This window comes from Chryseobacterium sp. FR048 (assembly GCF_056844665.1).
The window spans coordinates 340935-367677 of the sequence record NZ_JBXDSE010000006.1 but is presented as its reverse complement, the minus strand read 5'-3'; the positions used below and the strand labels follow the sequence as shown (position 1 = coordinate 367677).

Sequence of the window (26743 nt, the reverse complement as noted above, 5' to 3'; positions counted from 1 at the left end):
TTAAGGTCTTTTGGGCCTAGGGTTCATCTGCATTTCCGGCATCTCCGATCAGAAAAAGTTTAAAATCATTTTCAGATTTTATGTCAGAATTTTTTACTTCAAATAAGTTTTTGCCTTTTTGTACGTTATATGTAGCGCAGGAGTAAAGGACTCCGGCAGACATTATTGTCCTCAGAGCAACAGAAGTATTTTTTAGATGATTTTTAAAGGATAAATTCATAAATTTACATTAACAAAAATTCAGGAATGAGCATTCTACACAAAGCTAAAAATTATGTTGAAATCTTATTCAAAGATAAGTTATCTTCAGTATATTTTTATCATAATTTTATTCATACCGCCTACACTGTCAATAAGGCAGAGGAAATTATGAGGAATACTCCTGTTTCGGAAGACGATCAGGAAAAAGTACTCGTGGCATTATGGTTTCATGATACGGGCTACATAGAATGTGCTCAGAATCATGAGGAGAGAAGCGTTGAGATCATGAAAGCTTTTCTGCACCAGGAAAATTATCCTGAAGATTATATTGCGGATGTTGAAAAACTGATCTTAGCGACAAAGATTCATTATGAACCTCAGAATTTGCTGGAGAAGATTGTAAAAGATGCAGATTTCAGTCATTTTGCAGGTCATGATTATAATGATATTTCCGATGCTCTCAGAAAAGAATGGGAGCTTACCAATGTAAGATGCTTCTCTAATGATGAATGGAACGCCGGAAACCTGGATATGCTGAAAAACAAGCATACCTTTTATACGGATTATGCCAAAGAAAACTGGGAGCCTTTAAAAAAGAAGAATATTAAAAAAATCGAAAAGAAGCTGGAAAAAGAGGAGGATAAAAAAGAGAACAAAAAGGATAGTCCGGAAGGCAAAAAGGAGAAAGAAAAGTCAGACAGAAGTGTCGATACCTTATTCAGAGTTACCTTAAATAATCATACGAGACTGAGTGATATTGCCGACAGTAAAGCCAATATCCTGCTGTCTGTAAACGCCATTATTATTTCTGTTTGTCTTTCCGTATTGGTACCCAAACTGGATGCTCCGAAAAACTCGCATCTGATTCTTCCTAGTTTTATCTTGTTATTGTCGAGTGTACTGACGATTATATTTGCGATCCTTTCTACGAAGCCGAATGTAACCAAAACGACATTTTCATCTCAGGATATTATCAACCGGAAGGTGAACCTGCTGTTCTTTGGAAACTTCCAGCAAATGCAGTTTGAAGATTATCATAATGCGATGAAAGACCTGATCAAGGACAGAGACTATATTTATGATTCTATGGTGAAGGACCTGTATTATCTGGGAAAAGTTCTTGACCGGAAGTATAAGCTTTTATCCATTACTTATAAGATCTTTATGGCCGGGATTATTATTTCTGTGCTGTCTTTTGGATTTGCTTTTCTGAGTCTTTAAATAAAATAACATAAAATAAATCAGCCGAACAAAGAAATATTGTCCGGCTGATTTATTTTATAGATGATCTTGCTGACTGATTGAAACCCTCAACGCCAGCAATCCTGTAATTCCCTGAAGATCTTCCACCTTCAAAAACTCTATATCATGCTGCAGAACGCCTTTTTTCTGTAGTTTGTAAATATATTCCAGGTATTCTTTCTGATTTTCCATTCCGAAGTAAACGATGGTAATCTTTCCGGGAGCTGTGATACGTTCTGGGGAATCTTTGATATGGGCCTTGTCTAAGCGCTTTTTGATGATCTCATAATAGGAATTGTAGGCGCCGTCCACATCGAAGCGTTTTTCATCCATTCTGAAGCGGATGTCTATTTTTTCGTTATATACAAAGATCAGAGAAGCAATGTCCAGCTGGATAGGAAGATCCTTTTTAAAGGACTGAAATTCCAGTTCCATTTTACAGATGGTTTTCAGCTGCCAGTATCTCAGCTTATGAACTACTTTAGATGTATAATGCAGGTCCGGAGAAATAGACTGTCCTATGTAAAGATTATGCTCTACACCATCAGATTTAAATCTTTCATAATAGTGTGGAAAGATCTCCTGAGCTTTGATCTGGCTTTCATCCAGCATATCTGCCAGTTTTCTGTTGAGAAGCGTTATCGAATCATCCAGATTTTTTCTGTGGCTGTAGAAAAGATCGGTCTGGGCCATAACCTGTGAGAAATAGTCCTTGATTTTTGCTTTAATTTCTCGGGACGTTTTTACTTCAAGTTTTCCCTGTAAAAAAGGATGAATTTCTTCTCTCAACAGTCTTTGAAAGCGCTGTTCTGTATCCGCTTTGATCTCATTGTTCAGTTCATTTTCAAAAACATCCAGTGCCAGCAAAAATTTTTCCGAATCGGAATTGGTAAGGGTAAGGATCTCATTGAGCCTTTCAATCTGTTGATTAAGGTCCTGCAGCATCAGATTGAACCGTTTTTCTGAAGAAGAACGGATGTCTGATACTCCAAATAACGGTGTAAGGTTCTTGAACGATATTTCCTTTAAACTATGTATTTTTTTCCCAAGGGATGCCGTAAAGTATTTTTCAGCTTCATTTCTGAATTTCCACATCACACTGTCGTGGATGGTGGTATATTCCCGTTGTATGATTGCCTCGATCTGATAATTTTTCTCAAAATAAAACCTGCTGAGTGAGAAAAGGATCATATCTGTGAAAAACTCCATTTTTTTGAGCTTTAAACCATTGAAACTGCCTGCAATAGGGGATGTAAATTCCATAATGGCCAAAAGCTCATTGTCTTTCATGATAGGGATGACCATGAAACTATTGACATTATTATCTTTCAGGATATTGAAAGAAGGCAGTTGTTTGATATTTTCATCCAGATTATTAACGTTGGAAACAACAACCGGCTTTGAATTATGATTTAAATTATTGAACGTATTGATACGGGTCTGTTCATCAAACGTATTGATCCAGAAATCAAGGATATGATTGGTCAGAAGACTTTCATAGATGGGAAGTTTGTCGAGCTTCTGTTCCTTTTTATTGAAAGTCATCAATCCGAAGCTGAGGTCTGGGACATCAAAATACGATTTGAAGATCTCGGTCAGATTTTCATTCGGGTTTAGATTTTCAGGATCAATTTCGATCATGCTTGATTTCAGGTCAGACAAGGCAACCTCAGAGGTACAGTCTACCAGAGAGATGATGGTAAACCCTTTGAGAATCCAGGATTGTGAAGGGAAATATTTCTTCCACAGCTGAAAATCATCCAGATTTTCCAGAAGCATATCCAGAATATCATCAGCAGGTATTTTGGCTGTTTCCGTAGGAATAATTTCTGTAAAATCTGAGTTTACCGTAATCTTATAGTGCTTCATGATTCCCTGTTTATTGGGAATATCATAATAGAAAGGGATGGTACTTTTTATATCTTTTTTGAAGTAGCTCTGAAGGATCAGGCAGCAGCAGAACACATAAAATTCATTATCTGTAATATTTCTGAGTTCTATTTCAAAATCTTTTCCCGCATCTTTCAGAATATCTTTAAACCTTTCGGTATAGTTAAAGGTAATATTAGAAAGTGGGATACTTGCCGCTTTTATTTCATTTTTGGTAAGACCGGTAGGAAAGAGGTCTGCCAAAAGTACCCTGATAAGATCTTCGTATTTTTCCAGTAAGGTGATGTCCTGAAAGCCTTCCCGGAGTTCTTTGAAATTTTTGGTGCTCTCGATCAGGGATTCCGCATAGTTGACTCTGTATTCCAGACGGTCATTATAACGGATATGTTCCAATACATCCAAATACTTTTTGAATGATATATAAACCTGAAAGGGGGAGTCTTTTTTGTAAAGATTGGTCAAGAGCTGAAATTTAGAGTAAAGTTATGAAAAAAGCGGAACATGGGTAGTACGGAAATTTTATTTTATTGTCTATAATAAGCCGATGTTTTTGCACAATTTTATATCATACAGGTATATTATTACTGTTCTCTATTTTTAGAGAGATTCCATAATCTTCTAATTGTTCATTGATCGTAAAATATTCACCCGAGGGAATTGAAATTTGTTTTTTATCGAGGAAATACTTTCTTCATTTTTTTTGATCTCTTAAGTTCATTACTTTTTTTAAGCTATCCTTTTCATGAGCTGAATAGGCTATTGAAGTCTCAGAAGGTATTGTTGGATCAGAATGAATAGTCTCCTGTTTTTTTTCTTTGCAGGAAAATAATATTGATATTCCGATTATAAAAAGATTTTTATTTTGTTTTTTTTTAATTTCATATTGATCAGAGGTTTTAACTATTGATTCCATTAACTCTCCATTCATAATGATTTTACCCTAGACTTCTGAAATATTGTAAGAAATTTTCTGGTGGAAAGGTCTTTCAGTTTTAATTCCTCTTTATACTCAGTAACAACCTCCAAACTTTTCTGAACATTCTCAACATAAGAATCAATTTTTAACATTACCATTTTTCCATTTATTTCCAAATTGATTTGCCCCATTGCTCTTGGATCAGCCGCTTCATCTTTTATCTTTATCTTCTTCTAGGGAGAATTTATAAAATTGATAAGGAGTATTACCTTTTATTCTTGCAGAATTATAATATTGTTCGGAGTCTTCTATAACATTCGATGTTACATAAAATACTTTGAATCTAATATTGGAGGTATTTGACTTGATTGTATTTCTTTGATAAGCTTCCATTTATTTTCTTTTGCATTATAATTATATATCTGTGCTCGGGTTTTGTCATCTAAAAATACGCTTTCAGTTGAACAATGCGAATTTGTCTTTAAGAATTTAGATGAAACATAATAACAAAAAACGTCATAATCATTTATATTTTTTTTTACGATTGCTTCTATGTTTCCACTTTCTTTATTTTGGTTTATCATTTCTATATTATTCTTTTCAAAATATTCCTTTTTCCAAAAGTTTTTTAAACTTTGAGATTTTGGTATATAGTGAATAGTGAAATAACTATCTGTACAGTCTAGAAATGTTTGTATTGGATGATCTGCAATAGTAGATTCGTCAACAAGCATAGAAAAACTAGCATGATATTTTTTATCAAAAAAATTAATTTCTTGTTGAGTTTTCTGTTCATGCTGTTGGAACGTTTTCTTATTTTTTTGAGCATCTCCTTTGCATGAAAAAAGAAATAATATACTTATTAATAAAATTTTATTTAATTGGATTTCCATTATTATCAAATTTTGTTTTCATATAATTTTCTAGTCTTTTCACTTTAAATTAATAAGGAAAGTTAAATTTTTCATCTCTCTCTCTTTAAAGGATACCAATCTTTCGAATTCTTGATATTGATAAAATAAGTATTATTTTCTCTTTTTATTTTAAGTATACAATCTGGATCAGACTTGCTTTCCATACTCATTTCATTTTTTTCGATTTTATTAATGTTGTAATTACCTTTACATGTTGAGGTATTTGCATCAATGGAAATCGTATTGGAGTTTATTGATATTTCGTAACAGGTTTCAGATTTAATAGAATCTTCTCTTTTATTATCAATACAAGTGGTATAATTCCCGATAAATGGATCAATATTTATATTTGATATATCAGTAACAAAATTTTTAGGTTGAAAATTTCCTTTGAATTGATAAGCCCCAATTTTTAATATATATGAATTGTTTTGTTCGGATATGGTTGCTTTGGAATCTATATAAAGCTTATGAATATTATCATGAGTTTCAAAATAAAAATTACTGTCTGAAAACGTTTTTTTCAATTTATCATATTTTAATACCTGAAAGGTTAAAAATTCTTCAGTAGTTTCAGGAAATAAAAATATAAGATTATTTTTATCATTAATGAGTAATTTAATTTCATCAATAGCATCTTTAGCTGTAATGTCATAGGTAAAATTAAGATCAGTAATAATTTTTTGATGATCAATTTCTAAAGTTGCAATTTCTTTTTCTGAATCTAAGTTGAGAAAGATATTTCTTATTCCTGAAGTCCTTAGTTCATAGAGGATATTTTTTGAGTCTTCTTTTATTTTAACCTTTTCAACTTTAATTTCCGAATAAATATTGGAAATTAGAGGTATCTTTTTAGTATCTATTTTCTGCTCTTCTTTTTTACAGGCATTATTAATGCCTACGACGAGTAGAAGTAAGACGAACAATGTATTTTTCTGTGTTTTTTTACTATTCATAATCAGCTCTGGTTTATGAGATTGGATTGATTAATCTAATTGCTATTTTCGAACTGTAATCACTGAGAAAAAATAAATTAATAATGATTTTATATTTTGTGTCTCATTATTTCAATTTCCGTGTTAAATAGAAATACTGATCATCACTTTTGAAATTTTCTGTATTCTTAGAATATCTGGCAACTTTATCTTTTCTGAATTTTAAACTAAGTATATCCTTTTTCAAGGAAATCTTTATAAAATCTCCAATATTTGTATTTTCAGAGTCTGCTCTTGGTTCTTTTATATAAAACTTATCTACCAGACTTTCATTATTTAGAATAATCACATAATACCAATCGGTTCCAATATCTGCCGTAGCTTCAAGGATAACAATTTCGAGTTCTTTATTTTGTTTAGATTTAAATAAGGTTATATTATAGCCTGGTCCTTCATAATTTGAATCTGACAAATCAATATCATCTATTGCAAAATCTTTTTTTGTAAGCATAAAACTATTATCCGTTTTGGAAATTAGTTTAATATCATCACTTTCAAACATGCTTTCATTTTCGACATGTTTAAATGGTTTTATAATATCAAAATCAACTTCTGAAGAAGCTTTTGGTTTAATATTTTCTGATTTTAATACTTTCTGATTCTTCGATATAGGCTTATAATCATTATTTTCTTGAGTTGATTGATTACAACTAATAAGAATAATGGTAATCAATGATAAAATCTGAGATGCTTTTATCATATAATTACGAGTATTTTTTTATAAGAAAGCTTAAATTATTCATTGCATTTTATTAATGTAGTAGTATTTCCTTTGCCAAAAGGATTTTTAATAAATAACTCTTCTTTTTCAAAGCCTAACCAATGTATTGATATTTTATTTTCATCAATACCTTCAATCATTGCAATCACATTTCCTTTTGTAAGTGCAGTTATTTCTTTCACATGTACTCCCTCTCCAATAATATTTGTTCCTACATATTTTAATAATTTGTTATCTGGAGAAATTTCTACCATCATTTTTGAAACAAGTTTTGCATTATTATACATACTTAATTCTCCTTCGTTTTTATTATAAAATAAAATATTACTTATATGATCATCAGTATTACATTTAGTTCTCCATATTCCTAAAACATTGATTTTAATTATATTATTTTTTGTATTATCGTGAGAAGAAATCTCAATCTTTTTTTGAATAGGTATTTTACTTATAATAAGACTATCAGTTGATGGTTTAATCTTATCAAGTTTTGTATCATAATATTTATTGGTAAGAATAATTGCTGCTATATTTTTAGTCTGATTCTTAAATTTAATAAACTTATCAATTTCAACTTTTTTTTCAGGTGCTATTTCTAAATATTCTTTTTTTATAAATTTTTCTTTATCGAAGTAATATAATCTGTACCCATAAATTCCAGATTCATCTTCTTCCTGAATTAAAAGTATTTTTTCATTGCCGTCAACAAATATAAAAGGAGTAAAAACATATGCATCAGTTACAATAAAATCAATTTCATTATTATTAACAAAAATTTTTTTTCCTCCAATATTTTTAGATTCATCTAAAAAATTTTTTAATTGTATGGTTAATCCAGATTTTTGATAAATCTCTTGTGGTTTATTTATCGTACTCCATTTTTCATACGTAAAATATGAGTCGTTCTTATTCTTAGTTGAGAATTGATCTGGATCTACATTAGCAGTTCTATTCTCATTTTCTTTAGTATGACTTGAATGTTGTTTGCAATTGTAAGAACATAAAAGTGTTAATGTAAACACTATTGTTATAAGCTTTTTCATTAATTTGTATTGTTTTTTTGTCTATCATTATTTGGAGGAACTAACCGAACGTAAAATGCAGGGTTTTCTCTTTGTCCGGTTCCAGTTCCTGCATTTTTAACATTTGCAATATCAAAATGTAAATGTCTTGCTCGTATGTGCTGATTCTCTGCATTTCCTGTTTTACCACTTAATCCAATTACATCTCCTGCTTTTACAAGTTGCTGATCAGAAACTAAAATTTTACTTAAATGGGCGTAGCGTAAAAACCTGTGATTTGAAGCTCCATAATTAGCTCCCTTTTCTATTTCTCCGTCGTATTGTAATTTATAATCTCTTCTTGAATTATCTAAATCTTCTTTTTTAATTTCTATTACAACTAATTTACCCCAATTTCCATCATTTTGATTTGCAATAACAACTTTTCCATCAAGGCAAGCCTTAACTTCTGTGCCCGTTGGTGCAAATATATCTAAACCTTGATGATTTTTTGTGCCATTATTTCGAACTAGACCAAATGAAGATCCTGCCGGATTGTAATTACCATAAAAATTATATAATGTAATTTCAGGATTATCAATTGGATCGTGCCATAAACTTGAAGTATCCTCTTCTTCACATTGACATTCATAGCCAAATTCTTTTAGAAATCCTGGTAATACATGTAAATTACTTTCTTTAGAGTTTTCTTTTTCAAAAAACTCATTATAATAGTCTAATGTTTCCTGCATTTTTGCTGTTGGTTGCCCTGCTGTTGCTCCTGGAAGACTAACCCATATTCCTTTAGCCTTATCAATAGCCTCTTCAATATTTCCTTTTAGAATACTTGGGATGATATTCTTTTTCATAAGTATTATAAGACATAACCTATCTTGTGATATTTTACTAAATCCTTTTGCATTATATTTTTTAGCTAGATCTGTATCTACTGTATAAACAAGCGGTTTTACAGTTTTATAAGTATTGTTATGTTCTTGTATTAAATAGCCATTAAGTTCATCAAACTTCCAACCCATTATTTGATAAGCCCCTGCTGCTGAAGAGCATAGTGTTTTTGTACTATTACAATTTATAGTTTGGGGATGAGTTGTCAAATCTGAAAAATTATTTCCACCTCCCGAAAACCAAGTTGTATAACCCAATTCAGGATTACGTGGGATTTTTGACCCTTTAACATATTCTCCTGTCCCTTCTGCAATCCGGATTACTCTCATGAAAGCTCTTACCCTTTCCTCACATTCACATTTCTTACCAATCTGGAAATACGCCCCCTCCTTATTCAGGAACTTTTTATCATACTGCTTCTCTCCCTGTGCTTTGGCGTGAAGATACAAGAATTCCGGAACTTTTTTCAGGAGTTTAAAGGTAATGGCATCTCCGGCTTGGTAGTTTTTTATGGCTAAAGCTTTTTTTATTTCTTCTTCACTGGAAGACTTTCCGTTTTCTATTTTAGGATTTTTGGCATTTCCTTTTTTGGCGTTGTCGAGGATAATTTTAGCTATAGAAGTCTTTTTAGTTTCATTGTCTATGTTGGTAGCACTTCCGAATGTATAGGTGTAAGTTCCGTCTTCTTTTCCTTTGCTGATCTTATCTTTCCATTGTTTCAGCTCTTCTTCAGATTTTGGACGGAGATGAATCGGGATTTTGACCATATTATCTTTCACGGTTCCTGTGAATACCGTTTTTTCACTTCCCGGAACGGCTTGTCCGGCAGGTGTTTTTTGTGCCATCTGTTCTTCGGTAATTTCAAGAACAGGTAGGACTGCATCTGCGGTTCCTTTGATGATTCCATCTTTTTCTTTGATGGAAATGGTGACCTGTTTTCCATCCAGAAGCATCGTTCTGGCTACCAGATACAGTTTGTCATCCAATGGGGCAGTATCTACTTTTTTGAAGTCTGCTCCTAATTTAAAGGTTTTAAATGTTACAGTTTTTTGATTGACTGTATCTTTACCATAAGCTTCAGCAGTTAATGCTGCGGCGATCACTTCAAGGGTAGTATATTTTTTCTGAGATTTCAGGCTGTCTTTAATTTTACCAAGAATAGTCTGGGCCACTTTATTTTTCTCTTCAGCTGTAGCTGTTTTGTTTCCGCTTTTACTTCCTCCAAAAGTATACGTATGGGTACCATCTTCTTCTCCGGTTTGTCTGGTGTATTCTTTTTTCGCAAAATAAGCGTCCAGAAGGTCCTCTGTTTTTACAGGATTAATAATGGTAGGGGAAACGCCTCCGGATATTGGCGGTGTCGCTGGTTGGGTATTATTAGCTTGTCCATGAGCTGTTTGTGGTTCTATTGGCTGTTCAGGAGCTGGGGCAGGCTGTTGAGGTTGAGGTTGAGGTTGGCGGGGTGGGGTACGCAATTCCTCAGGAGTATTGATATTGACATTATTGGTTGCATGTTTTTTATTGGAGTAATATTCCACGGTTACATAAAATTGTAATTGCTGTGGATTGGTTTCACCTTCCATCGCTTTTTTCATAAGCGCATGTGTCAGCGTGAATTCTGCTCTGGCAGTTCCGTTGATTACTTTTTCCTTTTTGCTATCGATCAGTAGATTTTTATTATGATGACCTGCATCTTTGGCATCATCTTCCCAAAGGGTGAATTGCAGATATTGTCCCTCCAGATTCATGCATTTGGCTTCTGCCACCAGTTTTTCCATAAAACTGAAGACAGTTCCCGGACTATTGTCTATGTATTTTAATTCAACTTTATTGATTCTTGGGACATCGCTGGGTTGGGGTTGTACGACCAATGCCATAGGAGCTTTGCCTTCCGGACTGTGAAGGTAGGCTTCAATTCTGAAAGTATCTTTGTAGGCTGTAGAATTAAAGGTAAAACTGCTGATTCCTTTCTTTTTGATATTGGTGGGAACAAATTTTCCGTTCACCTTTTTGAACAGATGCCAGGTAACGAGTGCCGGATTTCTTTTTTCTCTTGGGGTGGCAGGATACCATTCGTCAATTTTGTAAGTAACCAGCTCACCCACCTTAGGTTTTGTATTTCCCGATATTTTATAAATTCCTTGTTTTGACATGGTTGAAAAGTTTTTGGTTAATAGGCATCGGCTTCATCACCTTCTGTTTCCTTCTGAAATTCTTTAAAATCTACAAAAGGATTGATATGATGCTGTTCCTGAGGATCTGCATTTTTTACATTCTGTTGATTCATTGCTGCAGTCTGTCCGTGTTCCATGATGGTGATCTTTCCACCGGTAGAGCACATGAGTTCTGAAATTTCAGTGATACAGCTCTTTCCCATTACCTTTACTTTTTCATAGGTCTTCTGCCATTTTCCTGCCGGGGCATAAGCGCAGGGTAGGTATCCGCCCGGTGTTGGCTTGAGTTTGCATTTTCCGAAACTTGGACCTTGAGGATTAAACTGAAGGTCATCCTCGGTGACAGCCAGATAATCTGCCTGCCCCTCTTCGTTGTTCCAATAATGTTTCTGATGGGAAGTTACTTTAAACTGTGGAAACAGGTCTCCCTGGTTACACTGAGCTTTTCCTTTTTGTATGACGAAATGTTTTCCGTCATGCGGTGATGCGGATCCGGACATATTTTGCGTTTTTTTTGGTGTTGTTTCAAAGATACTAATTTATTTTAATTGCCTTTCCATCATGAAAATATCCTTTTCTACCGTGTCTCCGATCTGGAGTTCAAAGCTTGCGGTAATTTCCCGGATTAGCAGTTCTGAGCGGTTGAAGGTATATTCAGCTTCATGGCGACAGATGACTGAACGGCTATTGAGCGGTGTTTGTTCATGATATTGATAACTTTTATCATAGAGTTGATCGAGATTACGATAATCACAACTGCTGCCATTTTGTGAAATTTTCAGAAGCTCATTGTCGTTATGTTGATCTTTTGGAGAGATCCGGTTATAAAGTTCGAAGCGAATAGGGGAGGCATTGGCTATCCACGGAATAAATTCATGATACGTTTCAGAATCTGTCCAGTCTTTATATTTTGCCCTGTAAAAAGACCCGAAAAGAAATTGTACGGGCATCGTATGACGAATGCTTTTCAGGATATGAGTCTGATTTTCGACTCTTTTTTTCAACAAGTCAATATAAGAGGCAGAAAGGCCATCTGTGAAATATTTTTTTAAGGCTTCCAGTTCATTTTTAACAGTGGCTATCGGATGATAGTATTTTGCATCTGTCAGTTTTCCTGTTTTATCTATTTTGATTTCTACAGGGAATAAGATTGCAGCACAGGCTTTGGCAAGACTGGAAATTTTAGAATCAGATTCTTCACCATTTTTACGGGATCCGAAAATCTGCATGGAGAAAAAATGATCTTCTTTTTCTGCTTTCAGATATTTTATTTCTGTCTGGTAGAGATAGCTGGTCTGCATGTTGCCATCGAGATATTTCTGATGCTTTATGGTGTATATTCCGTCCAATAAGGAAATAGGATAGGGGATTTTCCCATGAGGCGGATGGTAATATAAACTATTACCATTATCATTGATCTCCTGGTTGAGTTTTTTGATTTCCTCTCCGAAAGGAATGTGGAGAAGAGTTCCGGTTTTCAGGTGGATAGGTTCTACAAGCCGGTTCTGTAGAGCACAATATTTATTGTGAAATTCTTTGAGGTATATAGGGTTTTCTACTTTCAGATCGGACGCAATTTTTTCCAAAGTATCGCCCGGAAGTGTCATGTAGGTAATCATGTGGCAGGTGTTTAATAATTAATGATCACGATTATCGTTTTCAATACGGAGATCTGGTTTCTCCGGTGTAATTTATAAAAAATCTGACAAAAAAAACCTTTCAGATAACTGAAAGGTTTTTTTGTAATATATCTTTAATATACGTTCTATAGTCCGAACACTCTTGCAAACAGATCCGGGAAGATCCCCAGGATGATAATTGCGGCAATAATTACTACTGCAATGATGTTGTAAGTAAGTGTTACTTTTTCTGATGATTTGAATGTAGATTCTTTAAAGAAGAACATCGCGATGATCAGCCTTAAATAGTAAGCGATCGATAGGGCAGACCCTAGAACAGCTACCAATACTAAGAAAGCGGCTCCGTTCATTGCCTGGGAGAATAAAGCAAATTTCCCCATGAAACCAGCCGTTAGCGGAACTCCAGCCATTGAAAGCATAGAGATTGCTGCTGCTGTTGCCAGTAAAGGTTCTGTTTTTGCCAATCCTTTGAATGCTCCGAAAGAAGTTTCTCTCTTTAATTTCTCTACCCAGATCAGACACATGAAAACTCCTACTGTAGATAAAGCATAGGCAAATAAATAGAATGCCAGGTTATAAGTAGAAAGGCTCGTCATTCCGAAGAATACCAACCCGATGTATCCGGCGTGAGATACTGAAGAGTAAGCCAACATTCTTTTTGCATTCGTCTGAGCAAGACCCATAACGTTTGCCAAAAGTAAAGTAATGATCAGGAATACTCCTAAAACATTGATCCATTCATGAGTAACTCCGGCAAATCCGATAGTCATCAATCTGAACAGTGCGAAAAATCCTGAGATTTTTACCACACTCGCCATGAAAGCCGTAATCAATGAAGGTGAACCTGCATATACATCAGGGCTCCACATATGGAAAGGAGCTAATGCCACTTTGAATGCCAATGCACAAAGGATAAGCAATACTCCAAGGATAAACATTATGTTTCCAGGATTCGCTACTCCAAAGTCATGGATTTTATATAGATCAAAACTTCCTGCACTTCCGTAGATAAATGCAATACCGAACAGTAAGAAACCTGTTGCGAAAGCACCCATTAGGAAATACTTGATAGAAGCTTCGTTTGATCTCAGATCAGTTTTGTTGGCACCTGCCATTACATATAATGGAATAGAAAGAATCTCAATACCTAGGAACATGGTAACCATATTCTGGTATCCGAAAAGAACGATTCCACCACATAATGCAAACAGCATCAGTGCATATAATTCAGACTGGTGGCTTCTGTGATTGCTGAACGCAAAACCTCCCAGAAAGAATAACAATAAAGTTGTTACGATTGATATTTTTGTGAATAATGCGGTATTGGCACTGTATTCATACATATGCTTGTAATGGTCGAAGAACGAACATTCAGGCATGAAACTTACATACAATGCGATGATTAATCCCAAAATCCCAATGTATCTTGCGAATTTTCCTTGTTCAAAAACTCCCGAAAATAACGCAATAACTGCCGTTAGGAAAACAATAATTAAAACACTCATTTCTTAAAATATCAAATTAACTTACCATTGATTGGTAGATAAACTTCACCGAACTACTCACCATGTCGATTACCGGTTGTGGGAAAATACCCAGTAAGATCACAAAAACCGCTAAACTTGCCAATACAGAAAATTCTACCCCTGATAAATCTTTTGCTGTACTTAATACTTCTGCATTCCCTTCTCCAAACATTGCTTTTCCGTAGAATCTCAATAAGTATACTGCACAAAGAATTACCGTAAGACCAGCAATTATTGCTGCTGTTCCGTTAAAATCATATACTGACTTCAACAGGATAAATTCTCCGATGAATCCATTGGTCAATGGAACTCCCATTGAACCTAATATAATGATCAGGAATAACACCGCAAACTTAGGAGCAACTTTTGCCAATCCACCCATTTGTCTGATGTCTCTTGATTTAAATCTCTTGTATAAAATATCACAACAGTAGAATAATCCCACCACGTTGATACCGTGAGCGAAAGTCTGTACCAAAGCTCCTTCAGCACCTTCTACATTGAAAGTTCCTCTTAAAGTAACTACTGCAGAAGCGAAGATACCCGCTACCATCAATCCTACGTGAGAGAAAGATGAATAAGCGATGATTCTCTTCATATCCGTTTGGATGATCGCAATCAGTGCTCCGTGTACAATTCCCACAATAGCAAGAATGATTACAATTTGTCCGGAAATTCCTGCAATCGGAAGCGGAGTGATTGGAAGTAAATAACGCATTACCCCGTACACCGCCATTTTAAGCATGATACCAGATAACAACATCGATCCCTGAGTAGGAGAGTAGGTATACGTATCAGGCTGCCATGTATGGAAAGGGAATACCGGTAATTTCACTGCAAAAGCAAAGAAAATGAACCAGAATACCACAGTCTGTTGTGTTTCGTTCAGTTGTGCATTGTATAGATCCGTTAAAGCGAATGATGCAGAGTGGTTGTACACATAGATCAATCCGGCTAACATAAATAAAGATCCTACGAATGTATATACGAAAAACTTCGTAGTAAATTCAAACCTTTTATTCTCTTGTCCCCAAAGTCCGGCAATAAACCAAATTGGAATCAAAGTTACTTCCCAGAAAATGTAGAACAATAGTCCGTCTAGAGAAGTAAATACTCCTACAAGACCGAATTGCATCAACAGAATCAATCCGTAGAATGTATTTCTGTAGTTTACACTTTCGTTGAAAGAAGATAAAATGATGATAGGCGCTAAAATGTTAGTCAGCAATAAAAGAAGCATACTCATTCCATCGATACCGAAGTGAAGAGAGCTCTTCATAAACTGTGACCACGGATAATTGATCTCGTGCTGCAATACGCTGTCTACTGTCGGAGTAAAATCAAAATCCGAAAGTACATAGAACGTAAGGAGCATCTGTACCAATGCGATCCCAAGTGCCAAATATTTGCTGGAATTACTCTTCCACGCAAAAACTAATCCCGAACCTACTAGAGGTAATAGTAATAATGTTAATAATAAACAAGACATTATTATTGTAATAAAAAGTTAACAATTAATATAATTCCCACAGCTAAAGACATGATAAGAATATACGTCTCTACATTTCCGTTTTGTACACGCTTCATAGCTTTACCGCTGTCTTCAGCACCATCACCTACAAAGTTCACAAAACGGTCTAAGATACCCTTATCAAACATCTTTCCTCCGCGTCCTAATCCTTCAACAGTTTTTACAATCAATGCGTTGTAAAGTTCGTCAACATATAATTTCTTAGCAGAAAGCTTTTCCCATCCGGTATAGTTTTCTTCTGCCACAGCCATTTTTTTCTTTTTCACGTAGGTATTTCTTACGATGAACCATACAGAGAAGAACATAAGAACTGTAGCTGCCAATAACATCATTTCAGTATTGAAAGGTACTCCGGAAAGAGTCGCTTCCATTTGGCTGTAGCTTTGTTCGGTAAGAACAGGCTTTAACCATTCCATCAATTTAGCATAGTGTCCGTGACCAATGAAGTGTGGCAAGTTGATGAAACCTCCAACTACAGAAAGTATAGCCAATACGATCAATGGTAATGTCATATTAGACGGGCTTTCGTGTAAGTGGTGTTTTTGCTCTTCAGTTCCTCTGAACTCTCCGTGGAAAGTCAGATAGTATAGTCTGAACATATAGGTTGCAGTCATTGCCGCTAAAACAAATAAGATTACCCAGTAAACAGGGTTTTTAGCGAAAGCTGCTACTAAAATTTCGTCTTTAGAGATCATCCCTGATAGTAAAGGGAAACCTGAGATCGCTAATGTCCCGATAAGGAATGTAGCGTGGGTAAGAGGAATATATTTTTTAAGACCTCCCATGAAACGCATATCCTGCTCGTTGCTCATAGCGTGGATTACAGAACCAGCACCTAAGAATAATAAAGCTTTAAAGAAAGCGTGTGTCATTACGTGGAACATAGCTGTTGTATAAGCTCCAAGACCTAAAGCAATGAACATAAATCCAAGCTGTGAAACAGTAGAGTAGGCCAATACTTTTTTGATGTCGTTTTGACGTAATGCATAGAATCCTGCTAAAGCCGCCGTTAAGAATCCGATGAATAAAATTCCTCCCTGTACCGTTGGTGCTAAAGTAAATAAGAAGTTAGATCTTACTACTAAATAGATACCCGCTGTTACCATCGTTGCCGCGTGAATTAACGCAGAAACAGGAGTTGGTCCCGCCATCGCGTCTGGTAACCATGTATATAAAGGAACCTGAGCAGATTTACCGGTAGCACCGATGAATAAACTCGCTGTGATAAAGATGATCACCGTTCCGTCCAATTCAAATTTTGAAGCGTTTTCTGCTACAGAAAGATAATCTACAGCATTGGTCTGAGAAGCAATCATGAAAATACCGATCAATAACGCAAGGTCACCAATTCTGTTCATGATGAAAGCTTTTCTTGCTGCTTTACCGTATTCTTCGTTGGTATACCAGAATCCGATCAACAGGTAAGAACAAAGACCTACACCTTCCCATCCGATGAATAGGATCAGGTAGTTGCTTCCCATTACTAAAAGTAACATTGAGAAGATGAAAAGATTCAGGTAAGTAAAGAACTTATAGAATCCTTTATCGTGACTCATATATCCGATAGAGTATAAGTGGATCAGTGAACCGATACCCGTGATGATCATTACCATCATTAAAGAAAGCTGATCGATCTGGAATCCAAAATTGATCTGAACTCCGTTTACTCTAAACCATTCAAAAGCTTTTACGATTACAGGCTGGCTTTCAGAATTGAAATTCATGAAAAGACTTACAGCGATACAGAATGATCCGAAAACCATTGCCGTAGCCAAAGAACCTACCAATATTTTTGGAAGATTTTTTCCGAATAAACCGTTAATAAGAAACCCTAAAAGTGGTAAAAGTACTATTGCATATACTAAATTCTCCATTCTTATCCTCTTAATTTATTAAATATACTCACATCTACAGAACGGGTATTTCTATACAGCATAGCAATAATTGCCAGACCTACCGCTACTTCAGCAGCTGCCACTACCATAATGAAGAACACTAAAAGCTGTCCGTCTCCGTTACCTTTGTATGCTGAAAAAGCAGCCAATAAAAGGTTGACAGAATTAAGCATAAGCTCTACACAGCCCAGCATTACAATAGCATTTTTTCTAAGCAATACGCCCATTACTCCTAAGCAGAACAATACTGAACAAAGGATAATGAAGTAATCCAAAGGAATGCTTTGTATAAATGTATTTACTTCTCCCATAATTTTATAAATCTTTTTTACCGATTAATACCGCACCTACAATACCTGCCAAAATAAGGATGGAAGCAAGCTCAAACGGTAAAACATATTCATTGAACAAAAGTCTACCAAGGTTTTTCGTAAGACCAACCCCTCTGTCTACATTCTCCACTACAATATGGTTGTCTTTCACTCCTCTGAATACTCCTAATACTCCTACTAAAAGAAGACCTGCCGTAAATACTCCAACAAATTTTAAAGTATTTCCTTTCTTACTTTCGTCTCCCTTATTAAGGTTAAGCATCATCAGGATGTAAAGGAAAAGTACCATGATGGCACCTGCGTAAACTATAATCTGGATAATTGCAAGGAACTGTGCATTCAGAAGGATGTACATTCCGGCAATTGAAAACATCGTAACAATCAATGACAAAATAGCATATAAAGGATTTTTTGCAAATACAAAATATACTGCACTTGCCACTGCTAAAAAGGCCACCAAGAAAAATAAAAACTGATCCATTATTTTACCGCATTTTTTTGTTTCTCGGATTGTCTTGTTGTGATGTCAATCCTTTCATTTATTTTTTCAACTAATTTATCTTTTCCGTAAATGAAAGAACCTCTGTTGGTTTCCACATCCACCAATCTGTCGGTAAGATAGATGGCAGATTTAGGACAAGCCTCTTCACACATACCGCAGAAGATACATCTCAGCATATTGATTTCATATACTGAAGCATATTTTTCTTCTCTGTAAAGATTTTTTTCCTCTTTAGTTCTTTCAGCAGAAGTCATCGTAATAGCTTCTGCAGGACAAGCTACCGCACAAAGTCCGCAGGCAGTACATCTTTCTCTGCCTTCCTCGTCTCTTTTCAAAACGTGCTGACCTCTCCAGATAGTCGTTCTTGGCTTCTGTACTTCCGGATACGAATATACTGCGGGAGCACCCTTTATCACGGTTCTTACAGCATGCTTAAATGTAATCCCCATTCCTGTAAAGATCGCAGGAAGGTAGATTTTTTCAGCAAGGGTCATTTCTTTGTTGGAAACAACTTTTGATCTGTTAGTTAATTTCATTTAATTATAGATATTAGATGTTAGACACCAGATTTTAGACTAATCTTGTCTGTTATCTTAATTTTTAATGTTCAATATTCACACAAACCTAACAGGTTTTACAACTTGTCAGGTTTAGATAATTTAATTTCCAAACGCTAAAATTACAGCTCCTGTAACTAATAGGTTTACCAATGCCATTGGGATCAATGTTTTCCATCCTAAGTGCATTAACTGGTCATATCTGAATCTCGGAAGTGTCCATCTGATCCACATGAAGATCAAAATTCCGACTACTGTTTTCGTAAGGAATGCTACGATACTTAAGATACCGGCAGTGTTTTCTCCCCAGTTCTGAGTTACCCATTCAATACCAGGATAGTTGTAACCTCCGAAGAAAAGTACCACCATGAAAGCATTAGAGATAAACATGTTCACGTATTCCCCGAACATATATAAACCTAACTTCATGGAAGAGTATTCTGTAGAGTATCCTGTTACCAATTCAGATTCACACTCAGGTAAATCGAAAGGGTGTCTGTTGGTTTCTGCTAAAGCGGCTACAAAGAATACAAGGAAAGCAATTGGCTGATAGAAAATATTCCAGTTCATTCCGGAACCCCAAGGAATAACTCCCCATAATTTTCCACCAGTCTGACTTTCAGTGATCTCTTTTAAGTCTAAACTTCCAGACATCATAATGATAGAAAGAAGTGCCAGTCCCATTGCCAATTCATAAGAAATCATCTGAGAAGAAGCACGGATAGCACCTAATAATGAATATTTGTTGTTCGAAGCCCAACCTCCGATCATGATTCCGTATACCCCAATGGAAGCCATTCCGATGATGAAAAGTACACCAACGTCAATATTAGCCACCTGAAGATCAAAAGAAGTACCTGCAATATTTAAACTTTTACCCCAAGGAATTACCGCTCCCGTGATCAATGAAATAAACATTACTAAAGCCGGTCCCAATACGAAAAGGAATCTTTCAGCATTGGCAGGCGTAAAGTCTTCTTTGAAGAAGAATTTTCCACCGTCAGCAAGAGGTTGCAGCAATCCGAAAGGTCCAGCTCTGTTCGGACCAATTCTATCCTGCATGATAGAGGCAACTTTTCTTTCTGCCCAGGTAGAGTAGGCTGCAATCGTAAGCGAAAGCAGGAAAAGTGCTAGTACAAGTATAAGTTTAAATGTAAGTAAATCCATTTTTTATTTTTAAATGTTTGAAGATGGGAGCTGGAAGCTGGAAGTTAATTACGTCTTGGCATCAACTCTTCATCACATTACCAAATTTTTTATATTTTTTAAAACAGTTGAAATTAAAAGTGGGCTCTAGTTTTTGTGATTAAAAACTTCCAGCTTCCAGCTTCTGGCATCAAGCTATTCTATTTTTCGTCTTTTTCACTGATTTCCTTAGCCATAGGATTGTCTAAAACTCTTAGCTCATCTTTAGGCTTTTCGTAGTGGTTCAATGAAATTACAGAATGTCTGTCGATATGTCTAGGACCTTCGATGTTCCAGTCTGATAATGCTTTTCTTTCGAAACGGCAGGTATCACAGATGAATTCTTCAACTTCACCCCACTGGTCTTTTCTTGCAGTAACTCTTACAATCTCATCACCTTTCATCCATACTACAGCTTTTCCTGAACACTTATCACATTTGCAAGTAGCATTCATTGGCTTTGTAAACCATACTCTGCTGGCGAAACGAGAAGTTCTGTCCGTTAATGCTCCTACAGGACAAACGTCGATAACGTTTCCGATGAAGTCATTGTCTAAAGCTTTATTTAAGTAAGTAGAAATTTCAGCGTGATCTCCTCTGAAAAGAATACCATGCTCTCTTTCACCTGTTAATTGGTTGGCTGCTAATACACATCTTGCACAAAGAATACAACGGTTCATGTTCAGCTTGATGTGTGGTCCAAGATCATCTGCTTCGTAAGTATTTCTTTCGAATTCTGTTCTTGTTTCAAGATTTCCATGCTCATATCCAAGATCCTGAAGGTGGCATTCACCAGCCTGATCACAGATAGGGCAGTCCAGCGGGTGGTTCACCAATAGGAACTCAGTAACTGCTTTTCTTCCTTCCTGAGCTTTCTCAGAAGTAAGGTTTTTTACTTCCATTCCGTCCATTACATTCGTTCTGCAGCTTGCTACCAACTTCGGCATAGGACGAGGATCTGCTTCAGATCCTTTGGAAACTTCCACAAGACATGTTCTACATCTCCCTCCACTGGTTTCCAGCTTGCTGTAGTAACACATCGCAGGAGGTACAGATTTTCCACCGATTTGTCTTGCTGCTTCCAGAATAGAAGTACCCGGCATCACTTCGGTAGTCTGTCCGTCTATAGTTATTTTGAATTTTTTAACTTCTTCGCTCATATTGTATGCTTTAAGCTTTATGCATTAAGCAATAGGCTTTGTTATTTATATTTCTTTGTATTAAATGTATATCCAATTCCTCCCAGAATCTGTCCGAAAACAAAATCCTGACGTGCTTTGTCCGGTTTATTATTCAACGTGGTTTTGATGTCCCACATATTGATATAACCTGCTTTTCCTTCTAATCTCAGCATCCAGTTTTTCCAGAATACCAAGTTAAGACTGGATCTGATGTCGGTTCCCATACCTGCCACGTGAAAACGGTCACTTCTTTCATTTCCAAAAAGTTTTACATTACTTTTCGGGAACATAAATCCGATTCCGGCTCCATAAGACCATACTAAATCTATATTTTTCTTATGAATAAGATTTTTGTATTTCTCAAGACCTAAGTTTTCATAATTAAGTCCGTCTGTATGTTCAAAAGTAAGGAACTTCTCATCTGCAAGGTTTACCTGCCCGTTTTGTACCATTGCTGCATATTCAGGATCTGAAATATGTCCTTTGAAATTCACTGTCTGGTTTTGATCCATCACATATTTCATATGGTCAATTCCAAGAACAAGGGCTAAATTATCTTTAATAAAATATCCTATTCTGAAATTATACTGCGTTACAGTAAACCAGCTTGGATCAAAATAAACGATTCCAAATTTTGTAGGTCTGTCCTGTGCGGTTACATTATTCAATTGAAAATCGTATCCGTTTCCTGTAAAATGGATGTCAGAATTACTGTAAGCAGCTCTGTTCCATCCATAAAATACGAAAACCTGACCTTTTTTGCTTAATGGTAAAGGTTTTTCCTTTTTTTCAGCTTTAATCTGCTCTTTCTCACTCACTAAATATGACAAGTCCTCTTCAACAGATCTGTTATAATTTGCAGTATCAGTTTTCTTATTCTGTGCAAATACAAAATTCGACATCATTAAGCCGACAACCAATAATTTTTTCATCTTACCTACGCATTCTTTTCAACGGCCGGGATAGGATCTGCATAATGTGCCAATCCATAGTTTTGTGTCTGAGACAACTCTGGGTTTTTCACGTGCCACTCAAACTCATCTCTGAAGTGACGGATCGCTGCGGCAACTGGCCAGGCTGCTGCATCACCCAACGGACAAATCGTATTTCCTTCGATCTTTCTCTGGATGTCCCAAAGTAGATCGATGTCTTCCATTTTTCCTTCTCCTTTCTCGATTTTCTTTAAAATCTTATGCATCCATCCCGTTCCTTCACGACAAGGAGTACATTGTCCACAACTTTCATGGTGATAGAATCTCGCCAATGTCATCGTATGCTCTACAATACACTGGTCTTCATCCAATACGATGAAACCTCCTGAACCCATCATTGTCCCGGTAGCGAAACCACCGTCAGCTAATGATTCATAGTTCATATATCTTGGCTCTCCGTTCACAGTTCTCAGCAATAAGTTGGCAGGAACAATTGGAACAGAACTTCCTCCAGGGATACAAGCCTTTAATCTTTTTCCGTCTTTAATACCACCGCAATATTCATCTGAGTAGATGAACTCTTCTACAGTGATGGTCATATCGATTTCGTATACTCCCGGTTTGTTGATGTTTCCACAAGCAGAAATCAATTTCGTACCTGTAGATCTCCCAACCCCGATTTTTGCATACTCAGCACCTGTAATATCAATGATGGGAACGATTGCCGCAATAGACTCAACGTTGTTTACCACCGTTGGTCTCTCCCAAAGACCTTTTACAGCCGGGAATGGCGGTTTTAATCTTGGGTTCCCTCTTTTTCCTTCAAGGGATTCAAGCAATGCTGTTTCTTCACCACAGATGTATGCTCCACCTCCTCTCTGTACATAGATTTCAAGATCGAAACCTGTTCCTAAAATATTTTTACCTAAAAATCCTGCTGCTTTGGCTTCTTCAATCGCTTCTTCAAGAATATCCGGGATCCATGAATATTCTCCACGGATGTAGATATAAGAAACATTAGAACCTAAACAGAAAGATGAAATTAGCATTCCTTCAATCAATAGGTGAGGAAGGAATTCCATCAGATACCTGTCCTTGAATGTTCCAGGCTCAGATTCATCCGCATTTACGACAAGGTGTCTTGGAACGCCCTCTGGCTTTGCCAAAAAGCTCCATTTCATCCCTGTTGGGAATCCAGCTCCACCACGACCTCTCAGTCCTGAAGTTTTTACTTCTTCAAGAATTTCGTCAGGAGTCATCTTCAAGGCTTTTTCAGCTGCTGTGTAACCTCCCTGTTTACGGTATGTTTCAAAGTAGCGAATACCTTCTATATGTGCGTCTTTAAGTAAAAGTTTTTTACTCATTGTTTATTATGCTTTTCGCTATCGGCTTTTGGCTTCCAGCTTTTTATAATTATTAAAAAAATTAACTGAATTTAAATCCAACATTCAAAATCCTGGATTCAAAATCTTTATTAGTCTAAAGCAAGTTGTCCCTGTCTGCAAAGCTCAAGGATTTCGTCTACTTTTTCTATCGTTAAATTTTCATGAAAGAACTTACCAAGCTGCATCATGGGTGCATATCCGCATGCTCCAAGACATTCAGCAGGCTTTAATGTGAACATACCGTCTTCAGTAGTTTCTCCATCCTTAATGTTCAGTTTCGTTCTGATATGGTCAAGGATTTTTTCGCTTCCACAAACCATGCAAGGTCCTGTTCTGCAAACTTCCAAAACATATTTACCTACCGGCTTCATGTTGAACATGGTATAAAAAGTAGCCACTTCATATACTTCGATCGGTTTGATACTTAATAGTCCGGCAACATAATCCATCACAGGAACATCTAACCATCCTCCGAATTCTTTCTGTGCCAGGTGAAGTACAGGAAGAAGAGCAGACTTCTGTCTTCCTTCAGGGTATCTTGCGATAATTTTGTGTACCTGTGCTAAACTTTCCGGTTTAAAAGCTATTGTTTCGCTCATTTTATTTTGTTGTAAAATGTACATTGTACAAAGTACAAAGTATTTATTAACTATTTATATTTTCAAGTACATTGTACATTCTACATTGTACTTTTTACAATTTTATGCGTCTAATTCTCCCGCAATAATATTCATACTACACATCGTTACAATGGCATCTGAAATGACAGAACCTGTAATCATTTCAGGATATGCCTGATAGTAGATGAAACATGGTCTTCTGAAGTGAAGTCTGTAAGGGCTTCTTCCTCCGTCACTCACAAGATAGAAACCTAATTCTCCGTTTCCACCTTCTACAGCATGATAAACTTCTCCTTTCGGTACATCAGTTTCTCCCATTACAATTTTGAAATGGTAGATCAATGCTTCCATTTTCTGATATACATCTGCCTTTTCAGGAAGATAGAAATCAGGAACATCCGCGTGGAATGGTCCTTCCGGAAGGTTTTCGTATGCTTGTTTGATAATTTTGATTGATTCCCAGATTTCCTGTTGACGAACCATGAAACGGTCGTAAGTATCTCCTGAAGTTCCTACAGGAATAATAAAGTCGAAATCTTCGTATGAGGAATAAGGCTGTGCAACTCTTACATCGTAATCTACTCCTGCTGCACGTAAGTTTGGACCAGTGAATCCGTAGCTTAAAGCTCTTTCGGCAGAAATAGCTCCTGTACCGATGGTTCTGTCCATGAAAATTCTGTTTCTTTCCAATAGGGTACAGAATTCTTTGAATCTTGGCGGGAAAGTCTTTAAGAAGTCTTTCAATAACTCATGGAATTTAGGGGTGAAATCTCTTTCAAATCCTCCGATTCTTCCCATGTTTGTCGTCATCCTTGCCCCACAGATCTGCTCATACATATCATAAATACGTTCTCTTTCGATGAACATATACGTAAGACCTGTAATCGCTCCTGAGTCCATCCCGGTTACCCCGTTACAGATCAGGTGGTCACCGATTCTCGCAAGTTCCATTAGAATCACACGCATATAGTCTACACGCTTTGGAACTTTAACACCGATCAGCTTTTCTACTGTCATGTGCCAACCTAAATTGTTGATAGGTGCAGAACAGTAATTCATACGGTCAGTAAGGGTAGTGATCTGAGAATAGTTTCTTCTTTCAGAAATCTTCTCAAATGCTCTGTGGATATATCCTACTGTTTGCTCAGCGTGAAGGATTCTTTCTCCGTCCATCGTTAAGATATTCTGGAAAATCCCGTGCGTAGCAGGGTGGGTAGGTCCTAGATTCAGGGTGTACAATTGCCCGTCAATCTGTTCCTTACTTTCGTACTGGTTGAGTATATTAGATAATGAGTTATCTTTCATAATTTAAATGCTTTAGGCTATAGGCTTTAGGCATTAAGCTTATTGCTTGCTGCTTACTGCTTATTGCATTATTTTTTTATCTTCCAAACATACTATCGTTCTTGTCGGTTCTTGTACCGTCTTCAAGTCGATATTCCTTCAACATTGGGTGGTATCCAAGATCTTCCATATTCAGGATAGGTCTGAGATCCGGGTGACCTTTAAATTTAATCCCATAGAAATCATACGTTTCTCTTTCCATCCAGTTAGCGCCTGCATATAGCTCTGTAAGAGAGTCTACCTCGATATTTTCTCTGGACATGAAAATTTTCAGACGTAATCTGAAATTGGTCATCATATTATGTAAATGGTATACAACGCCTATTTCCTTTTCCGGGAATTCAGGATAGTGAACCCCACAAACATCGGTAAGGAAGTTGATTTCCAATGATGAATCCTTAAGATAATGAATGATTTTTTTTATATCTTCTTTTTTTACTTCAACGGTCAGCATTCCATAAGGTTCTGAGCTTGAAATAACAGATTCCGGAAATTCTCTGGTGATTGCTTCTAATACAAATTCGTTTGTCATTTCCGTTTAGTTGCTTATGTTGTAAGAATCTAATAATTTCTGGTATTCAGGCATATCTCTTCTTCTGATGCTTTCGCTTTCTGCAAGAGCCTGTACCTGCATCACGCCCTCAATGATCTGTTCTGGTCTTGGAGGACATCCCGGAACATAAACGTCTACCGGAATAATTTTATCAATTCCCTGAAGTACAGAGTAGGTATCAAAAATACCACCGCTGGAAGCACAAGCTCCAACTGCCACTACCCATTTCGGCTCTGCCATCTGGGTATACACTTCTTTAAGGACTGGTCCTAATTTTTTTGATATAGTTCCGCAAACCATCAGCATATCTGCCTGTCTTGGAGAGAAAGAGTTTCTTTCCATACCAAATCTTGAAGCATCATAAGTAGGGTTCAGGGTAGCCATAAACTCGATACCACAACAAGAGGTTGCAAATGGCAACGGCCAAAGTGAAAACTTTCTTGCCATCCCGATTACACTGCTCAGTTTTGTTGCGAAAAACCCTTCTCCTTCATAGCCTTCGGGAGCAGGTGCATCTGTTCTTATTACTGGTTTTTTATCTGACATTTTCTTTGATTTTAGATTTTGAATTATAAATTCTGGATTTTAGATTCAAAATCC

25 protein-coding genes are annotated in these 26743 nt (G+C 36.3%); 1 reads left to right on the top strand and 24 read right to left on the bottom strand.

Annotated elements, in window-relative coordinates; translation table 11 throughout:
- Window positions 1-16 precede the first annotated feature (16 nt).
- Window positions 17-220 (bottom strand): hypothetical protein, encoded by a 204-nt coding sequence (locus tag AC106K_RS18460; RefSeq protein ID WP_482446908.1) that lies wholly within the window; start codon window positions 218-220, stop codon window positions 17-19.
- Window positions 221-246: 26 nt separating this feature from the next.
- On the opposite strand from AC106K_RS18460, the gene AC106K_RS18455 reads away from it, so the two are divergent.
- Window positions 247-1422, top strand: coding sequence for a Pycsar system effector family protein (locus AC106K_RS18455; RefSeq protein ID WP_047098895.1), 1176 nt, complete (start codon window positions 247-249; stop codon window positions 1420-1422).
- Window positions 1423-1479: 57 nt separating this feature from the next.
- Here the strand turns inward: AC106K_RS18455 and AC106K_RS18450 are convergent, their stop codons facing one another.
- The 23 genes from AC106K_RS18450 to AC106K_RS18340 form a co-directional block, all read right to left on the bottom strand.
- Window positions 1480-3795 (bottom strand): GAF domain-containing protein, encoded by a 2316-nt coding sequence (locus AC106K_RS18450; RefSeq protein WP_482446907.1) that lies wholly within the window; start codon window positions 3793-3795, stop codon window positions 1480-1482.
- Window positions 3796-4024: 229 nt separating this feature from the next.
- Window positions 4025-4261, bottom strand: a complete 237-nt coding sequence (locus AC106K_RS18445) for a hypothetical protein (protein ID WP_482446906.1) — start codon at window positions 4259-4261, stop codon at window positions 4025-4027.
- A gap of 311 nt (window positions 4262-4572) precedes the next feature.
- Window positions 4573-5142: a hypothetical protein gene (locus tag AC106K_RS18440; protein WP_482446905.1), complete on the bottom strand. Its 570-nt coding sequence runs from the start codon at window positions 5140-5142 to the stop codon at window positions 4573-4575.
- Window positions 5143-5213: 71 nt separating this feature from the next.
- Entirely contained in the window at window positions 5214-6119 is a 906-nt protein-coding gene (locus tag AC106K_RS18435; RefSeq protein WP_482446904.1) for a hypothetical protein, read from the bottom strand.
- A gap of 106 nt (window positions 6120-6225) precedes the next feature.
- Window positions 6226-6858 (bottom strand): hypothetical protein, encoded by a 633-nt coding sequence (locus tag AC106K_RS18430; RefSeq protein WP_482446903.1) that lies wholly within the window; start codon window positions 6856-6858, stop codon window positions 6226-6228.
- 35 nt (window positions 6859-6893) lie between these two features.
- The gene (locus AC106K_RS18425) at window positions 6894-7922 is read right to left on the bottom strand and encodes a hypothetical protein (protein ID WP_482446902.1); all 1029 of its coding nucleotides are present in this window, start codon (window positions 7920-7922) and stop codon (window positions 6894-6896) included.
- Window positions 7922-10939 carry a peptidoglycan DD-metalloendopeptidase family protein gene (locus AC106K_RS18420; protein WP_482446901.1) on the bottom strand — a complete coding sequence of 1006 codons (3018 nt, stop codon included), beginning with the start codon at window positions 10937-10939 and terminating at the stop codon, window positions 7922-7924. The genes AC106K_RS18425 and AC106K_RS18420 overlap by 1 nt, the downstream gene beginning before the upstream one ends.
- Window positions 10940-10956: 17 nt before the next feature.
- Window positions 10957-11460: a DUF4280 domain-containing protein gene (locus tag AC106K_RS18415; RefSeq protein WP_482446900.1), complete on the bottom strand. Its 504-nt coding sequence runs from the start codon at window positions 11458-11460 to the stop codon at window positions 10957-10959.
- A gap of 39 nt (window positions 11461-11499) precedes the next feature.
- Window positions 11500-12579: a hypothetical protein gene (locus tag AC106K_RS18410; protein WP_482446899.1), complete on the bottom strand. Its 1080-nt coding sequence runs from the start codon at window positions 12577-12579 to the stop codon at window positions 11500-11502.
- Window positions 12580-12725: 146 nt separating this feature from the next.
- Window positions 12726-14105: an NADH-quinone oxidoreductase subunit N gene (locus AC106K_RS18405; RefSeq protein ID WP_482446898.1), complete on the bottom strand. Its 1380-nt coding sequence runs from the start codon at window positions 14103-14105 to the stop codon at window positions 12726-12728.
- Between the two features lie 16 nt (window positions 14106-14121).
- A complete protein-coding gene (locus AC106K_RS18400; RefSeq protein ID WP_482446897.1) occupies window positions 14122-15615 on the bottom strand; it encodes a complex I subunit 4 family protein in 1494 nt (497 codons plus the stop codon).
- 2 nt (window positions 15616-15617) lie between these two features.
- Window positions 15618-17531 (bottom strand): NADH-quinone oxidoreductase subunit L, encoded by a 1914-nt coding sequence (gene nuoL, locus AC106K_RS18395; RefSeq protein WP_482446896.1) that lies wholly within the window; start codon window positions 17529-17531, stop codon window positions 15618-15620.
- 2 nt (window positions 17532-17533) lie between these two features.
- Window positions 17534-17863: an NADH-quinone oxidoreductase subunit NuoK gene (nuoK, locus tag AC106K_RS18390; protein WP_047096014.1), complete on the bottom strand. Its 330-nt coding sequence runs from the start codon at window positions 17861-17863 to the stop codon at window positions 17534-17536.
- 4 nt (window positions 17864-17867) lie between these two features.
- Window positions 17868-18365: an NADH-quinone oxidoreductase subunit J family protein gene (locus tag AC106K_RS18385; protein WP_047096013.1), complete on the bottom strand. Its 498-nt coding sequence runs from the start codon at window positions 18363-18365 to the stop codon at window positions 17868-17870.
- Window positions 18365-18922, bottom strand: coding sequence for a NuoI/complex I 23 kDa subunit family protein (locus tag AC106K_RS18380; protein WP_047096012.1), 558 nt, complete (start codon window positions 18920-18922; stop codon window positions 18365-18367). Before AC106K_RS18380 ends, AC106K_RS18385 begins: the two co-directional genes overlap by 1 nt.
- Before the next feature lie 123 nt (window positions 18923-19045).
- The gene (gene nuoH, locus AC106K_RS18375) at window positions 19046-20110 is read right to left on the bottom strand and encodes an NADH-quinone oxidoreductase subunit NuoH (RefSeq protein WP_482446894.1); all 1065 of its coding nucleotides are present in this window, start codon (window positions 20108-20110) and stop codon (window positions 19046-19048) included.
- Window positions 20111-20289: 179 nt separating this feature from the next.
- Window positions 20290-21288: an NADH-quinone oxidoreductase subunit G gene (locus tag AC106K_RS18370; protein ID WP_482446893.1), complete on the bottom strand. Its 999-nt coding sequence runs from the start codon at window positions 21286-21288 to the stop codon at window positions 20290-20292.
- Window positions 21289-21329: 41 nt separating this feature from the next.
- Window positions 21330-22241: a hypothetical protein gene (locus tag AC106K_RS18365; RefSeq protein WP_482446892.1), complete on the bottom strand. Its 912-nt coding sequence runs from the start codon at window positions 22239-22241 to the stop codon at window positions 21330-21332.
- A 5-nt stretch (window positions 22242-22246) separates the two neighbouring features.
- A complete protein-coding gene (nuoF, locus tag AC106K_RS18360; protein WP_482446890.1) occupies window positions 22247-23605 on the bottom strand; it encodes an NADH-quinone oxidoreductase subunit NuoF in 1359 nt (452 codons plus the stop codon).
- Window positions 23606-23715: 110 nt separating this feature from the next.
- Complete coding sequence (locus tag AC106K_RS18355) at window positions 23716-24225, bottom strand: NADH-quinone oxidoreductase subunit NuoE family protein (RefSeq protein ID WP_047096008.1); 510 nt, start codon at window positions 24223-24225, stop codon at window positions 23716-23718.
- Between the two features lie 102 nt (window positions 24226-24327).
- On the bottom strand, window positions 24328-25551 hold the full coding sequence (gene nuoD, locus AC106K_RS18350) for an NADH dehydrogenase (quinone) subunit D (protein ID WP_047096007.1): 1224 nt from the start codon (window positions 25549-25551) through the stop codon (window positions 24328-24330).
- 76 nt (window positions 25552-25627) lie between these two features.
- The gene (locus AC106K_RS18345) at window positions 25628-26122 is read right to left on the bottom strand and encodes an NADH-quinone oxidoreductase subunit C (RefSeq protein WP_482446889.1); all 495 of its coding nucleotides are present in this window, start codon (window positions 26120-26122) and stop codon (window positions 25628-25630) included.
- Window positions 26123-26128: 6 nt separating this feature from the next.
- A complete protein-coding gene (locus AC106K_RS18340) occupies window positions 26129-26689 on the bottom strand; it encodes an NADH-quinone oxidoreductase subunit B (RefSeq protein ID WP_002983540.1) in 561 nt (186 codons plus the stop codon).
- Window positions 26690-26743 lie beyond the last annotated feature (54 nt).